Consider the following 17,258-nt stretch of genomic DNA (forward strand, 5'->3'; position numbering starts at 1 on the left):
TCAAATAAATCGAAATGTACTCGTTATGAAATGCGAGATCAATTTAAATCCAATACACAATCATTAAATATCTATAAAAAAAAATTTAATTTTCATCATTTAGAACAATAGAAAACTCATGAAAAAGCCTACAAGAATGTAGGCTTTTTTATATGAATTTTTAAAACTGAATGTTGAGCTTAGATATCTAAGTAATCGAGTATACCTTCAGCAGCTTCTCGACCTTCCCAAATAGCAGTCACGACAAGGTCTGAACCACGGACCATATCGCCGCCAGCAAAAATTTTCGGATTCGAAGTTTGAAAACGGTATTGTTGCTTTTCAGCAGCAACCACACGACCTGAACCATCTAAACCAATATTTGCACCTGCAAACCAATCTGCTGGGCTCGCACGGAAACCAAAAGCCAAGAGCACAGCATCTGCCGGCAAAATTTCTTCTGAGCCTGGAACAGGTTCTGGACTACGACGACCACGACTGTCTGCTTCACCCAATTGAGTTGTCACGACTTTAACACCTGTGACTTTACCGTTTTCCCCAACAATTTCAATCGGCTGACGATTAAACATGAATTCTACGCCTTCTTCACGCGCATTTTTCACTTCACGGCGTGAGCCTGGCATATTCTCTTCATCACGGCGATAAGCACATACTACAGATTCAGCACCTTGACGAATCGAAGTTCGGTTACAGTCCATTGCAGTATCACCACCACCGAGAACAATCACTTTCTTGCTTTCAACACTAATATATTCAGAAGCGTCTTTTTCCCAACCTTGTGTACGGTTGACATTCGCAATCAAGAAATCTAACGCATCATAGACGCCTTCAAATTCTTCACCTGCAAAACCGCCTTTCATATAAGTATAGGTTCCCATACCCATAAATACAGCATCATAATCTGCAAGTAATTGCTCGATAGTGATGTCAGTGCCAATTTCCGTATTTAGACGGAATTCCACGCCCATGCCTGTGAAAATTTCACGGCGACGCTTCATGACATCTTTTTCCATTTTAAATTCTGGAATACCAAAAGTCAGCAAGCCACCAATTTCAGGACGTTTATCAAACACAATAGGTTTGACTCCATTACGTACCAAGATGTCAGCACAGCCCAAGCCTGCAGGACCTGCACCAATAATAGCAACCTTCTTGTTTGTCCATTTTACATTGGACATATCTGGACGCCAGCCCAAAGCAAACGCTGTATCGTTAATATATTTTTCAGCATTACCAATCGTTACCGCACCAAAACCATCATTGAGGGTACAGGCACCTTCACACAAACGATCTTGCGGACAAACACGACCACAGACTTCTGGCAAAGTATTGGTTTGATGACACAGTTCAGCTGCTTGAAAAATACGACCTTCAGCAATGAGTTTAAGCCAATTTGGAATGTAGTTATGTACTGGACATTTCCATTCGCAATATGGGTTACCACAACCGAGACAACGATGCGTTTGATTGGCCGCAATTTCCGCTGTGTACGGTTTATAAATTTCCACAAACTCTGCTTTGCGGACAGTGAGATCTTTTTTCTCTGGATCTTGGCGTGCAACATCCAGAAATTGAAAGTCATTGTTTAGGCGCTCTGCCATGTCTCTCTCCGTGGGTAGGTGTAGTTGGTTTATTTATCCGCTACACCTGCCTATCAATCTGCAGTAGTGGAATTATTGTGGATCGGCTTTAGTCGTTTTCAAAAGCGTTTGCAAATTAGCAGCTTTTGGTTTTACAAGCCAGAATTTACGGCTGTAAAAATCAAACTCATTACGGATCTTATACGCCCACGCACTACCAGTCTCTTGAATGTGTTCATCTAAAATACGGCTTAAGAATTCTTGATGTTCTTCCATCGCTTCTGTAGAGATACGATTTAATTCAATCAACTCATGGTTGTAGTGGTCAACGAAGTCATTATCGAGGTCAAGTACATAGGCAAATCCACCAGTCATACCTGCACCAAAGTTATGGCCAACTTTACCCAGTACAGTCACAATACCACCGGTCATGTATTCACAACAATGGTCGCCCGCACCTTCAATCACTGCAAATGCACCTGAGTTACGTACTGCAAAACGCTCACCTGCGGTACCCGCAGCAAATACTTTACCGCCAGTAGCTCCGTATAAACAGGTATTTCCAATAATCGCGGTATTTTGAGTTTGGAATGGTGAACCTTTTGGTGGGAAAATCGAAATACGACCACCTGCCATACCTTTACCCACGTAATCGTTGGCATCACCTTCAAGTTTAATATGTAAGCCGCCTGCGTTCCAAACACCCAATGACTGTCCAGCTGTGCCTTTTAAGTTCATGACAACAGGATGGTTTTCCATACCTAAATTGCCATAACGACGTGCAATTTCACCAGAAATACGAGCACCAATTGAACGGTCACAGTTGACTACATTGTAGTTAAACTCAGCACTTTGTCCTGCTTCAATCGTCGGAAGCATTTCAACCACCATTTTCTCAGCCAGTAAGCCTTTATCAAAAGGCGCATTACCTTGAACTTGGCAGTACTGTGCCTTACCTTCCGCAGAAGGATGTGAGGTTAACAAAGCACTTAAATCTAAGTGGGCATGTTTGTCGGTATCACCAGGTAATACTTCGAGCAAATCAGTACGGCCAATCAAATCTTTAAGACTTGAAACACCTAATGCGGCTAACCATTCACGTGTTTCTTCTGCAATAAAGTGGAAGAAATTAATCAGCATTTCTGGCTCGCCAATATAATGCTCTTGACGTAAATGATCTTGTTGCGTCGCTACACCCGTCGCACAGTTGTTGAGGTGACAAATACGCAAGTACTTACAACCCAATGCAATCATTGGTGTTGAACCAAAACCAAAACTTTCGGCTCCTAGAATGGCGGCTTTTACCACATCTAGACCAGTTTTCAAACCACCATCAGTTTGAACACGGACTTTGCCACGTAAATCATTCACACGGAGTGCCTGATGCGCTTCTGCTAAACCTAACTCCCACGGTGAACCTGCATGGTGGATAGAAGACAATGGTGAGGCTGCTGTACCACCGTCATAACCCGAAATAGTGATGAAATCGGCATAGGCTTTCGCAACACCTGCTGCAATCGTACCTACACCCGGTTCAGACACTAATTTCACTGAAACCATCGCTTGAGGATTGACTTGTTTTAAGTCAAAGATCAATTGCGATAAATCTTCAATTGAATAAATATCATGATGCGGTGGTGGTGAGATCAGCGTTACTCCCGGTACTGAATAACGTAAACGTGCAATTAAGCCATTTACTTTACCACCTGGTAACTGACCACCTTCACCTGGTTTGGCACCTTGCGCCACTTTAATCTGCAATACTTCAGCAGAGGTTAAATAGGCAGGTGTAACACCGAAACGGCCTGAAGCAATCTGTTTAATTTTAGAATTACGAATCGTGCCATAACGTGCAGGATCTTCACCACCCTCACCCGAATTTGAACGGCCGCCAATCGTATTCATCGCAATCGCAATGGCTTCATGCGCTTCTGGCGACAATGCACCAAGCGACATTCCGGCCGAGTCAAAACGTGGCAGAATCTCTTTAATTGATTCAACTTGCTCTAAAGCGATCGAATTGTCTGTTTTGAGCTTAAATAAATCACGAATCGTGGCAATTGGACGATTATTAACCAATTCTGCATATTCTTTAAAATCTGCATAATTGCCTGAACGTACTGATTTATGCAAAGCATTAATCACATCAGGATTAAATGCATGATATTCCTTATCAAAAACGAATTTTAATAAACCACCTTGATCAATTGGCTTACGCGACTTCCACGCATTCTCCGCCAATTTTTTCAAATCATTTTCAAGGTCAGTAAATGTTGCACCCTGAATACGACTTGGAACACCTGTAAAGCATTGATCCACTACTTCATTGGATAAACCAACTGCTTCAAACAACTGACCACCACGATAAGAGGCAACGGTTGAAATACCCATTTTAGACAGAACTTTCAGCAAGCCTTTCTCAATGCCTTTACGGAAGTTGGCTTGAGCTTGGATTGGATCACCCAATAACTCACCTTTCGCCACTAAATCATTGATCACGTCATACGCTAAATATGGATAAATCGCAGTTGCGCCAAATCCTAGAATAACGGCAAATTGGTGTGGATCACGTGCCAATCCTGTTTCTACAATGATATTGGCATCAGTACGTAAACCCACTTGAATCAAGTGATGGTGTACTGCACCTGTCGCCATTAAAGCATTGGCAGGTAAATAACCTTCACGAATTTTTTTATCTGAAAGTACCAACAACGTTTTGCCATCACTAATTGCTTGTGCAGCCTCGATACAAATACGCGTAATCGCAGCTTGTAAGCCTTCAGCTTCCGCATAGTTCAAATCGATATCGGCAATTTCATAGCCTTTACGACCCAATGTACGGATTTGATGCATTTTTGAATTAGAAAGTACTGGACTCGATACGATCAAGCGATCTGCATGTTCAGGGCCTTGTTCAAATACATTTTGCTCACGGCCAAAACAGGTTTCTAGTGACATCACAATCGATTCACGCAGTGGATCAATTGGTGGATTGGTCACTTGTGCAAACTGTTGACGGAAGAAATCCGAAACATGACGCACTTGTCGTGACAAAACAGCCATTGGCGTATCATCACCCATGGATCCCACCGCTTCCTGACCACTTTCAGCGATTGGACGTAATAACTGGTCACGTTCTTCAAACGTCACCATGAACATTTTTTGTGCAGCTTTTAGCGCATCGCTTTTTAAGCCTTGATCACATAAATATTCTTCAAGCTCTGGGCTACCTTGTAAGCGCACTGAGTTTTCGCGTAACCATTCACGGTATGGACGCATATTTTTTAAATGTTTGCTGACATCTTGCGTATCTAGCATTTTACCTGTGAAGGTATCAATCACTAAAATTTGACCTGGACCAACACGCCCTTTGGAAATCACATCTTCAGGCTGATAACCCCACACCCCAATTTCTGATGCCAGTGTAATATAACCATTTTTGGTAATGACCCAACGTGCAGGACGTAAACCATTACGATCCAGCATACAAATCGCATGACGACCATCTTGAATCACCAGACCTGCTGGACCATCCCATGCTTCCATGTGTTTAGAATTAAATTCATAGAAAGCACGTAAATCTGCATCAAGTGTTTCGACATTTTGCCATGCAGGTGGTACCAACATACGCAGTGCACGGAATAAATCCATCCCCCCACCGACCAGAATCTCTAACATATTATCGAGGCTTGAAGAGTCAGAACCAGTACGGTTTACAATCGGATGAAGTTCAGTTAAACCCGGAAGCAATGGATTTTCAAATTTAGGAACACGTGCCAAAGCCCAGTTACGGTTCGCAGTAATCGTGTTAATTTCACCATTATGCGCAAGATAACGGAACGGCTGTGCCAAAGGCCAACGCGGTAAGGTATTGGTAGAAAAGCGCTGATGGAAGACCACAATATGTGATTCCAAACGCGGATCAGCAAGGTCGGTATAGAAATCTGCAATCGCTGCAGGCATCATCAAACCTTTATAGGTAATCACTGTTGAACATAATGTCGTGACATAGAATGAAGAATCATTCACCAATAACTGTTCAGCACGACGACGCGCCAAAAACAACTTACGGTTAAATTCAACTTCTGTTACGCCCATAGGACAATTAACAATAATTTGCTCAAAAGCCGGCATCGACTGAAGTGCAATTTCACCCAAAGCCGCGACATTGGTGGGAATAACACGCCAAGCCAATACTTTTAGGCCTTCAGATTCAACTTCTTTGGTCAGTACTTGTTTTGAATGTGCTGCAAGCGCAGGGTCAAGATTTAAAAATATAGTTCCGACTGCAAAAACTTCACTTAAAGTAATATCACTCAGTTTTTTCGCTTCTTCGCGGAAAAATGCTTTTGGCATGGCCAACAATAAACCACACCCATCTCCGGTCTTGCCATCTGCAGCAATACCACCACGGTGGGTCATACAACTTAAACTATGAATCGCGGTCTTGACCAAATCATGACTTGCATCACCCTGCATATGGGCGATTAAACCGAAACCACAGTTATCTTTAAACTCATCTGGTTGATACAACCCTTGAGTGGGAGCTACAGTATTAGGCGATGGCATGTGCATAGCGTACCCTTCTTTCAACATGGCCCTTAAAATGGGCATCTAACAATCAAATATCTTTTTGCGATTTAGTCCAATTTATGCACACTCAGATCAAAATGAGATCAAACTATTTTTCACATGCTTTCAGCTCATCCGATTTAACCCATAAAACCACAGGTTAAATTGAAGTTTCGCACTGTTTTAAAGCAAGAAAAACCAAATATTTAATCTCATCCTTGAATCTTTTCGCGCCAAAATAGGGACAAGAACTCAATTCATGCACCAATAAAGCAAAAATTATGCCAATTAAAAAAACAAGCATCTAAATCTTTTAAATGTAGAAGGAATTCAGTTTGATTAGCTATAGTGTATTTTTTTAAAAACATTATTCGCACCAGTTTTGTGCATATAAATATTTTTATAACCTACTTTGCTCTATTTTAGAACTCTATTTTTAGTTAAATGGATCATTTATTTCTTTTTCAGGTATTTTGTTTGGCTCAGCATTTGGCATCGTATTTTTAGGCGCAGTTTCAACGCTAGAACGTGATTGTTGTACATCAACAATATTACCTTGCTCATCACGACGTGTCACAGTTGTACTGGTGGTTGCAGCCTTGTGCTCAACAGACTGATTGGCTTGAGATTGAGCTTTTGGAGTTGGAAAAGCCAGTAAACTCTCATCTACGCGAGGCAATGGCGCAGACTTCAATTGTACAGCATATAACTTATGATTCGTGCCCATTTCCTCTGCGCCCATATCATTGACCAAAGGTAAATAGTTTTTCATCTCTACGACTTGAGGTAAAACAGATTTTGGAAACTTAAAAGGTAATTGCTGAAGTATTCTTTTTGCTTCATTGCTATTTTTATATAGGCCATAGACTAAAACATACTGCTCAATCTGGTCTTCACCGCTAAGACGCAGATAGAAAAAATTCTGACGATCTGCCTGCTTTTTTAAAAAGCTCTGAATAATATCGTTCTTCGTGGTACGAAATAGTTCAATAGTGGTGTCATTTTTATTTTCACTGACAAACTTACTCCCCCGAAACTCAGGTTCATAATTTTCCGTAGTCACTGTACGCGTCATCATTTCTAAAGGATGAACTTCATCCTGAAGCGCACCGAGCAAATTGGTTGCAGCCACTTTTTCAGGTTGAATTTGCAATTCAGATTCTGTTTCAGCTGACTTTTCAACTTCTACTAACGAATCTGTATCCGTAATTGCCCAAAAAACAATCGCTGCAAACAGGCAGACTACGCCACACACAAGCCAAATATAATGTTGAATATGCTGCCATGGTGTACGCAGAGTTGTCATGATTTATGCCTTTTCTTGATTCGCTAAAATCGCCTGTTTCATCAATTCCACATCAAAATCTTTGGTAATGATTGCTTTTCCTAAAGTGCTCATCAGGACCAGTCGTAACTGTCCATTCAGTACTTTTTTATCATGCGCCATAAAACCAAGGAATTCATCTAATGGAATAGCTGGGCATTTTACGGGTAAATGCGCACGTTGAATGATTTTTTTTGTACGCTCTAAATCATCAGTGGAAATCCAACCCAAACGCTGCGACAGATCTGCAGCCATGACCATACCCACAGCAACTGCTTCTCCATGCAGCCATACCCCATAGCCCATATACGATTCAATCGCATGTCCAAAAGTATGTCCAAGATTAAGCAAAGCCCGTTCGCCCTGTTCTTTCTCATCACTCGCCACAATCCGTGCTTTGTGTGCACATGAACGATAAACTGCCTCTGCTAAACGTTCAGGATCACGCCCCACTAAATCATCTATATGACCTTCTAGCCAGTCTAAAAAATCGACATCACCCAGTAAGGCATATTTAATGACCTCTGCCAAACCTGCGGATAATTCACGAGTAGGCAAAGTTACCAGCTGTGCCATATCTGCAAGGACCACTTGTGGCTGCTGAAAAGCACCAATCATATTTTTACCCAAAGGATGATTAATTCCTGTTTTGCCTCCCACACTCGAATCGACTTGAGACAAAAGCGTTGTAGGGACTTGAATAAAATAAACGCCACGTTGGAAACAGGCCGAAGCAAAACCAGCCATATCACCAATCACACCACCGCCTAAAGCTAAAACGGTGGCATCACGGTTAAATCCTGCTTCAAGCAAAGCATCAAAAATTAAGTTTAAATATTCAATATTTTTATATTTTTCACCATCAGGCAAAATACATGTTGCCACTTTTTTACCTAGCGCTTCAAGCGCAGCAACATAAGTGGTTAAGTACAAAGGAGCCACTGTAGTATTGCTCACAATCATCACTTGCTGACCATGAATATAAGGTTCAAGTAAATTACGTGGGTTTAAATCACTACCAATAAAAATAGGATAGCGTCGATCGCCAAGTTCAACATGTAAAGTTTGCATGAAATTAAAACCGTTAATTAAATTAAATCTGCTTCTTGAGCCATAATTAAATGAAGAATTTTTTGCGCCAAATCACGCGCAGCACCCTGATTGGTTTCAATAATATAGTGTGCAACTTCTCGATATAATGGATCACGAAGTGTCAATAAATCACGTAACTTTTGTTCAGGATTTTCAACTTGTAATAAAGGACGGTTCTTATCCCGATAAGTACGCTGTAATTGAATTTCGACAGGAGTATAAAGATAAACAACAATACCACGTTGTTTTAAAAATTCACGATTAGGAGATTGAGTGACTGCCCCACCTCCTGTAGCGAGAACCAATTCTGTGCGTGCTGTAAGCTCATTAATCACCATGGTCTCACGATGACGAAATCCTTTTTCACCTTCTTTTTCAAAAATCCAAGGTATAGTCGCTCCTGTTTTACGCTCAATTTCATGATCACTATCAAGAAACTCACGTCCTAATAGTTCCGCTAAATGTCGACCAACAGTTGTTTTCCCAGCCCCCATTGGCCCTACCAAATAAATATTTGGTAGGGTTTCAAACTCATTGCTTGGCAAGGAGTCACCTATTTATTTCGTTAAATTAAAAATATATTAATGATTTCTTGAAACACTGTCATTAACAATTCGTGGTGTCACAAAAATCAAGAGCTCACTCTTATTATCAGATTTTACATCTTTACGGAATAAACGCCCAATATAAGGCAAGTCTCCCAAAAACGGGACTTTGGTTTGCGTGTTATTGGTCATCTGTTCAAAAATTCCCCCTAACACTACAGTTTCTCCATTATCCACCAAGACATTGGTGTTAATTTCATTTTTATTAATCGTAAATTGACCTGTTGGTGTTGGATTACCCACAGAGTCATTTTTAATCTGCAACATCATTTGAATTTTGCCATCTGGAGTAATACTTGGAGTGACATCCAGACTTAACGTTGCATCAACAAATTCTGTGGTAGACACTGCATTTGCACCACCGCCTTCTGCAGACTGATAAGGAATTTGTGTACCTGAAGCAACTTTGGCAGCTTGTTTATCTGCAGTGAGCACTTTTGGCGTTGAAATGACTTCCCCATAACCATCAGCTTGCAGTGCTGAAAGCTCTAAATCCAACATAAAGTCAGATAAACTAATGAGACCAAAGGCAATTTTACTGGCACCAGGTGCTGTTACCCCCAAGTCGACATTTAAATTATCTGGACGTTGAATGGTATATTTACCATCATCATCTGGTGTTTTTAAATCCCATAAAGTCGTATCACTACCACCCACTAATAAATCACTATTTTGGTTAATGCCTTGGGATAAAATTCCCCACTTCACCCCCATCTGCTTACTAAACTCAGTAGAAGCACGCACAATACGTGCCTCAACCATCACTTGTTTTACTGACACATCCAACAAGTCAATCATTTTACGGATTTGATCAATTTTTACCGAAGTATCATTTACAATAATCGTATTGGTCCGCGGATCAGTTGAAATTGTCCCTCGTGGACTGAGTAAACTTCCTACACTATCTCCCAAAGGATCTGCTCCAGAACCACTAGAGCGATTCGATCCATTTGATCCATTTGATCCATTTGAAGAGTTTTTACCTTCGGTAATCAGTTTCTCAATATCAACCGCTTTAGCATAACTGAGTTGAATATATTCTGTTTGTAAAGGCGCAAGTTTAACGCTTTGCGCAATCGCTTTTGCTTCTTCTTCTTCTGATTTAATCAATTCTGTGACAGGTGCAATCCAAATCACATTTCCATTACGTCGTTTATCCAAGTTCTTGGTTTTTAAAATGATATCCAAGGCTTGATCCCAAGGAACATCCTTTAAACGCAGGGTAATATTGCCTTGTACTGTATCAGCAGTCACCATATTGATTTCAGTAAAATCCGCCAATAACTGTAGTACACGACGTACTTCAATATCTTGAAAATCTAAAGAAATCTTTTTACCTGCATAACTATTAGCAGCTTTAGGTTTGAAGGGGTTTTTATCTTCTGGACGCTTCAAACTAATGGTGAGTTTATTATCCGTTTGGTAGGCCATATATTCATAGCTACCCTCAGTTTGAATGGTTATAACACCATTACCACCGTCATTCTTTGCATCTACAACTGAAACCGGCGTGGCAAAATCATTCACATTTAAACGACGTGCCAAATGTGTCGGCACTTTATTTCCTAATGTGCGTATTACTACTTTACTGCCTTGTTGTTGCACATCGACAGGCGTATTGCTGCCCAGCAAATCAATAACGACTTGACCTTCACCTTGACTACCACGCTGAAAGCCAATATTTGAAATGCCTTGTGTTGGATTCTGGGCAACCACCTGTTGAGTACTAAAATTATTATTCCCAACTGTATTAATTTTTAAAATAAAAGTATTGCCTTCCATACGCGTGGTAAATGCACCCGCATCAGCTAAATTAACTGTTAAACGTGAGCGCTGCGCATCAGAACTCACATCAACAGAATTGGCTTCTTTCGTCGCCACAGCAATCGTACTTTGTTTTAAATTTTGCTGTGCTTTATCAAAATCCAATATTAAACGTGAAGGTTGTTCAAGCTGATAGGCTTGTGGCTGCGGTGGTATACCATTGAACATAACACGTATTTCTGTACCTTGCCCTGCCACTTGCATAGGAACAATATTAGTAATACTGACTTGAGCATTGGCAACCTGCATGACTGCAATTGCAACAGCACCCATAGAAAATTGACGGAACAAATGGTTCATTGTATTGCCATCCCCAAATATAAAATCTTTAACACTGTTATTCATTTTTATTCCTTTAAACTTAAGGTGCTGGCCCAATTAATACCAAACTTCTTGGACGTTCCACATATCCATCTCTTCCATCTGGAATAATCTCGACAAGATCAATTTGAGTTGGTGTGATATTCACCACACGTCCGTGATTGACACCTATATAACTGCCGCGTTGTATTCGTTCAATTTCACCGTCTGGTGTTTGAATCAAGGCCACAATTTGCCCAGCCTGACTACGCATGCTGCCTTTCATATTCAGCGATTCAATCGCATAACTTTCTAAAGGTTGCAGCTGACGCGACAAATTCGGATAGACTCGCTTACCTGCCATCACCCTTAACTCTGCAGCCAGTGAACTTGGCAAGAAAGGACTTTTGAGCTGATGAGCTGAATAGTTAAACGTTGGCACTGGAGAAAAAATAGGTGCCGGTTCGATTGGCAAAGGGGGCTGATTACGAATATTCGCCATTTGCTCATTCACTGCATCAATTCGAGAGTCACATCCGACCAACAACATACTCAATAACAGACTTAGTGTAATTTTTTCTAATTTCATTACTGTGTCCCTCCAGCTTGAGCAACTGGGTTAGCAGCAGTATTTACTGATGGTTGATTATTAGTTGCAGCCTCTGTTATACCAATATAACGATATGTTTTTGCTTTAACGTTATAAGTCACTTGAGGAATGTCTGTTTTTTTCTCTTTATTTTCTGTTGCTGAAATATCGAAATCATGTAAAGTCACAATACGCGGAAGTGCAGCAATACCACTCACAAATGAACCAAAAGCATGATAGTCGCCTGTTGCCTCAATAGAAATCGGTTGTTCAATGAAAAACTCTTGTTTAATTTCATTTTCCAAACGAATATTCTTAAATTTTAAACCTGAATTTACGCCACTGACGTTGATGTCTTCAACCAAGCCAGGAATTTCAGTTTCTTTAGGCAATTGCTCTAATTGTTGATTAAAATTTGCTTCCATTTCTTGTAATTGAGCTTGCAACTGCTGCAAATTACGCAGTTTTGAATCTTTTTCACGAAATTCATTCAGTAAATTTTGTTCTTGTGTCTGTGCATTAGAAATATTTTCTAATTTGCTTTTAATCGCCAAGAAATAACCCAGCAAAGCGATCATTAAAATAATTAAAATCCAACAGGTAATTTTAACGGATAACGGCCAACTACCATAGTTATTCATGTCCAAAGTATTAAACTGCTGGAAAAATTTATCCAGTGTCATCTTTTTCTTAGGACTTACATTTTCTTGGGAATTTAATTCATCAAATTCATCGAGACTCATTGTGCCGCCTCCACTGTAGTTTGTGGTGCTTCTGGTTCTGAAGGTGATGCAATTTCATCTAGATCAGCCGTTACAACAAATGAACCATAACTTTCTTCAACACGTGGCACCACAGAACTTGGTGCTTTATCCTTTTTCTCTTCTACTGCTAAAAACGAATTCATAAATGCATTACGATACCAAGCAGAGGCTTCAAGATTACGTAAAAATTCTGCTACTGTATTCGGACTTTCAGCTTTACCTTCAATGGTAAATTTATCGCCTACACGGACAAACTTAGTAATATATAAATTACTTGGTGTTACGCGTGCCATCTCATCAATTAAGCGCACTGCAATGGGTCTTTGGCTTTGTAATCCCTGAATAAGCTTCATACGCTCGATAATGGCATTACGTTGAGCTTCCAAACCTTCTAAAGACTTTAACTGTACATCAAGATTTTGATTGGTACTGCTAATCAGTTGATTGGCTTGTTCCTGATCTTCAAGTTTATGATTGTAGAAAAACCATGTTAATGCAACGATGAATGCCCCAATTAAAGCTGCCCCAATACAAATCGCTATAAATTCTTTTTTTCGTTTCTCTCTTAGCTCATCGCGCCAAGGGAGTAAGTTAATTCTTGCCATTAATCAAAACTCCTCAATGCCAAACCACATGCTACCATCAGCGATGAAGCATCATTTTCTATTTTTTTAATATCAATTTGTGGAGAAAAGCCCATTTGCAAGAATGGATTAGCAGTGGTAACACGATATCCCAGTTTTTGTTGTAAAAGTTTCGCTAGCCCAGGAATATTCGCATTCCCGCCTGCCAATAAGATATGATCAATTTCGTTAAATTGTGAAGATGAGAAAAAGAATTGTAATGATCTTGCAGCTTGTTGAACTACTGCTTCAAGATAAGGCTCTAGTACTTCAACATCATAATCATCGGGAAGTGAACGACTTTTTTTAGCACGACCAGCTTCTTCAAAAGACAATCCATAACGATTCTGAATTTCCTGCGTTAACTGTTTACCGCCAAAGACTTGTTCGCGAGTATAAATAATTTTATTATTTCGCATCACAGACAGTGTAGTCATGGTATGACCAATATCTAAGATGCCTACTGTATTCACACCCATAGGCAAAGTATCAGAAAATACTTGATACGCATTTTCTATTGCAAAGCTTTCTATATCCGCAATTTTTGGACTTAAATTGGCAAGTTCCAACACTTCAGAACGCGCTTCTACATTTTCAAGACGCGTTGCAACCAACAGAACATTTACACGGTTTGGGTTGGCTAAACGCTCAGGCAGAACCTCGAAATCAAGACTCGCTTCATCTAAAGGAAAAGGAATATATTGTTCTGCATCCATACGAATCTGAACTTCACGTTCATCATCTGTCATATCTGCATCCATTTCAATCGTTTTGGTAATCACCATAGACGTAGGAATGGCTATAGCAGCAGATTTTGATTGAATATTGGCAAGATTGATTGCTCGCTCTAATGCTTCTCCAACCGCCTCTGGATTTAATATATTTTTTTCGACCACACTGCCTTCAGGCAAAGGGACTAAAGCATAGCTTTCTACCCAATACCTGTTACCGCTTTTAACAGAAAGTTCCAGCAACTTAACAGAAGTAGAACTAATATCTACCCCCACTAACCCCTTATTTGGCTTACGATATAACCTGAGCACAATATAATTCCTATTATTTTTTTATCCCCAACAAAAGTAACTTACTAATCCTTGTCGGTCTATAATTTTCTACAGATACAATAACTCATCTAACAATCTGTATGTGTAAAGGCTATACTGATCGTCAATTAGTTTGCCATTAGCTCTTATTAAAACTTACTTGTTATGAAAAAGCTATCTCGTTCAGGCCATGTTCACCCCTTTTTTTTGGTCATAATTATAATTTTAGTCTCAATTCCGATGGGCTTTTATGGCATGTATCTCTATATTGCCCCATCGTTACCTAAAATGACGACTTTAAAAAAGGCGCCATTATTAAAGCCCTTACAAGTCTATAGTGCCGACAATATGTTGATTTCCGAATATGGAGGCAAATTATCGGTTCCTGTAGACTATCAACAAATTCCAAAACCTTTTATTTCTGCATTTTTAGCTGCTGAAGATTCTTCTTTTTTTGAGCACAGCGGCATCAGCTTTAAGGGCTTGGGCAGAGCAGTCAGCGAAACGATTACAGGGTCAAGTGTGCAAACGGGTGGCTCGACCATTACGATGCAGGTAGCCAAAAATTATTATTTAAGCCCAGAGCGAACTCTAAAACGAAAACTAACTGAAATCTTTCTGGCACGAAAAATTGAGCAGAATTTAAGTAAAGAAGAAATTTTAACTTTATATGTCAATAAAATTTTCTTGGGTAAAAATGCCTATGGCATTGCAGCTGCTGCTAAAATTTATTACAACAAAAGCTTAGATGAGCTGAGTATTGCTCAAATGGCAATGATTTCTGGTCTTCCTAAAGCACCGTCAAAATACAACCCCGTGGTTAATCCCACGCGTGCTTTGGAACGTCGTAACTGGATTTTGGGTCGTATGTTGCAATTGGGGTACATCAACCAAAGCCAATATCAAAAAGCGATTGCTGAACCTGTTAATCTAGATATGCCCGACCGAGGAATTAGTAATAAATTTCCTTATGTTGGAGAAATGGTTCGTTCAGAACTGGTTGAAAAATTTGGGCAACAAGCGATCGATTCAGGTTATAAAGTTTACACCACAGTGGATAGCAAACGCCAAGCCTATGCCGAGCAGTCGGTTCAAGAGGGTTTAGAAGCTTATGACCGTCGCCACGGCTGGCGAGGGGCTGAAGCGCATGATAAACCCTTAAATGAATTTGGGGCATATGCCAATACTTATCCTGCCAAAGTGGTTAAAGTCAATAACACCTCTTTTGAAGCCGTAATGCAAGATGGCTCTACCGTGACGGTTCCATGGTCAGGAATGTCTTGGGCCCGCCCATATAGAAATGCAAACAGTGTGGGAGGAGCTCCTAGCCGTGCCTCTCAAATTGTGAAAGTCAAAGATATTATTCGCTTACGTCCAAATGACAATAAAACCTCTTGGGCACTGATTCAAGTCCCTAAAGTTCAAGGTCAATTGATTGCGATCAATCCTAATAATGGAGCAATTGAAGCCATTGTGGGTGGTTATAATTTTTATCAATCTAAATTTAACCGTGCCTTACAGGGCTGGCGTCAACCCGGCTCTACCATCAAGCCTTTTGTCTATGCCTTAGCACTTGAACGTGGCATGACACCTTATAGCATGGTCAATGACAGTCCGATTACCATTGGAAAATGGTCACCAAGAAACTCGGATGGGCGTTATTTGGGAGTGATTCCATTACGTCGTGCTTTGTATTTGTCCCGTAACACTGTTTCTGTGCGCCTACTACAAACGGTCGGTATTGAACGAACGCGTCAATTATTTATGGATTTTGGTTTACAGGAAAATCAGATTCCACGTAACTTCACCATTGCATTGGGTACACCGCAGGTTCTGCCTATTCAAATGGCAACAGGCTACGCTACTTTTGCCAATGGTGGTTATCGCATTCAACCTCATTTTATTGATCGTATTGAAGATGCATATGGCAAAGTAATTTATCAAAGTAATCCAGACTATGCCTGTATTGCCTGTATCAATCAAAAAGATGAAGATCCTGAATCTGCTGAAGCAGTAACACCAGACGATGAAGTCTTTGAAGTAACCAACACTACCCTAACAACTGAAAAAGAATTAGCACCCATTAAAGTGGATGAATCTAAAAGCCAATATCGTCAAGCTCAGCGTATTTTAAAATCAAGTTCTGCCTATGATATGGCAAATATTTTGCGTGATGTGATTCAACATGGTACAGGTCGAGCTGCACTTAAAATTGGTCGTGGTGACATTGGTGGTAAAACAGGAACGACCAATGATGCTAAAGATGCATGGTTTGCTGGTTTTAATGGCAAACTCGTCACCATAACATGGGTTGGATTTGACCAACCCACTACGCTTGGTCGCCGTGAATATGGTGGCGTAGCCGCTTTGCCGATTTGGACTAATTTTATGGGTCAGGCTTTGAAAGGCACACCTGCAGCTTGGGTACATTTTGATAAAAATGCCAAAGCACCGACCAATCGCCGAACGGAAACCACAGGTGAATATGTTGCAGAAGATCGCTCATCTCCACCTTTAGCTCGCCCTCTTTATCGTCCTGCTCCTGTTGCACCGACACGAGCACCTGAACGTGACTTTGATGACTTACCCGGAGAGGAAATTTTGCTGCCAAATGATGCTGCACCTCCAATAATGCAAAAAGCACCAACTAACAAGCCAGACGCACTTCAGAACCTGATTGATCAAGTTTTATAAATCAAATCAGGTCTATTCAAGTCAGCATCTGTAATCATGCCAGTCCATTTAAAAATAGACTGGCATTTTTATGTTAAAACTGATTTGATTGGTTAATATTCAGAAATATCACTCAGCACTATTTGAAGTGTTGGTAGTGTGGCAATCAAGAAATTCAAGCATCATTTTTACAATTATGAGAAAAAACAGAAAACTGAAGAATAATCTTCAGAACTTATAATATATTTCTAAGTTTCTGATTTTTGAGC

Annotated in this window: 11 protein-coding genes; 1 reads left to right on the forward strand and 10 read right to left on the reverse strand. The window is 40.3% G+C overall.

Annotated elements, in window-relative coordinates; translation table 11 throughout:
• Nucleotides 1-179: 179 nt before the first annotated feature.
• From GA0116959_RS04430 to GA0116959_RS04475, 10 genes are all read right to left on the reverse strand, one after another.
• Nucleotides 180-1,601 carry an FAD-dependent oxidoreductase gene (locus tag GA0116959_RS04430; RefSeq protein ID WP_092718748.1) on the reverse strand — a complete coding sequence of 474 codons (1,422 nt, stop codon included), beginning with the start codon at nt 1,599-1,601 and terminating at the stop codon, nt 180-182.
• 72 nt (nt 1,602-1,673) lie between these two features.
• On the reverse strand, nt 1,674-6,149 hold the full coding sequence (gltB, locus tag GA0116959_RS04435; RefSeq protein WP_171256862.1) for a glutamate synthase large subunit: 4,476 nt from the start codon (nt 6,147-6,149) through the stop codon (nt 1,674-1,676).
• A 439-nt stretch (nt 6,150-6,588) separates the two neighbouring features.
• Nucleotides 6,589-7,458 carry a hypothetical protein gene (locus GA0116959_RS04440; RefSeq protein ID WP_092718753.1) on the reverse strand — a complete coding sequence of 290 codons (870 nt, stop codon included), beginning with the start codon at nt 7,456-7,458 and terminating at the stop codon, nt 6,589-6,591.
• 3 nt (nt 7,459-7,461) lie between these two features.
• A complete protein-coding gene (gene aroB / locus GA0116959_RS04445; RefSeq protein ID WP_092718757.1) occupies nt 7,462-8,547 on the reverse strand; it encodes a 3-dehydroquinate synthase in 1,086 nt (361 codons plus the stop codon).
• 17 nt (nt 8,548-8,564) lie between these two features.
• Nucleotides 8,565-9,113 carry a shikimate kinase AroK gene (aroK, locus tag GA0116959_RS04450; protein ID WP_053579422.1) on the reverse strand — a complete coding sequence of 183 codons (549 nt, stop codon included), beginning with the start codon at nt 9,111-9,113 and terminating at the stop codon, nt 8,565-8,567.
• Nucleotides 9,114-9,149: 36 nt separating this feature from the next.
• Complete coding sequence (locus tag GA0116959_RS04455) at nt 9,150-11,297, reverse strand: type IV pilus secretin PilQ (RefSeq protein ID WP_171256863.1); 2,148 nt, start codon at nt 11,295-11,297, stop codon at nt 9,150-9,152.
• 61 nt (nt 11,298-11,358) lie between these two features.
• Complete coding sequence (locus GA0116959_RS04460) at nt 11,359-11,886, reverse strand: pilus assembly protein PilP (protein ID WP_092718761.1); 528 nt, start codon at nt 11,884-11,886, stop codon at nt 11,359-11,361.
• Nucleotides 11,886-12,629, reverse strand: coding sequence for a type IV pilus inner membrane component PilO (locus tag GA0116959_RS04465; RefSeq protein ID WP_092718764.1), 744 nt, complete (start codon nt 12,627-12,629; stop codon nt 11,886-11,888). Before GA0116959_RS04465 ends, GA0116959_RS04460 begins: the two co-directional genes overlap by 1 nt.
• Nucleotides 12,626-13,255 (reverse strand): PilN domain-containing protein, encoded by a 630-nt coding sequence (locus GA0116959_RS04470; RefSeq protein WP_053579418.1) that lies wholly within the window; start codon nt 13,253-13,255, stop codon nt 12,626-12,628. Before GA0116959_RS04470 ends, GA0116959_RS04465 begins: the two co-directional genes overlap by 4 nt.
• On the reverse strand, nt 13,255-14,316 hold the full coding sequence (locus tag GA0116959_RS04475; RefSeq protein WP_053579417.1) for a pilus assembly protein PilM: 1,062 nt from the start codon (nt 14,314-14,316) through the stop codon (nt 13,255-13,257). Before GA0116959_RS04475 ends, GA0116959_RS04470 begins: the two co-directional genes overlap by 1 nt.
• Before the next feature lie 165 nt (nt 14,317-14,481).
• On the opposite strand from GA0116959_RS04475, the gene ponA reads away from it, so the two are divergent.
• Nucleotides 14,482-17,010: a penicillin-binding protein PBP1a gene (gene ponA / locus GA0116959_RS04480; protein WP_092718766.1), complete on the forward strand. Its 2,529-nt coding sequence runs from the start codon at nt 14,482-14,484 to the stop codon at nt 17,008-17,010.
• Nucleotides 17,011-17,258 lie beyond the last annotated feature (248 nt).

Origin of the sequence: Acinetobacter albensis (assembly GCF_900095025.1) — a bacterium.
Taxonomy (GTDB): Bacteria; Pseudomonadota; Gammaproteobacteria; order Pseudomonadales; family Moraxellaceae; genus Acinetobacter; species Acinetobacter albensis.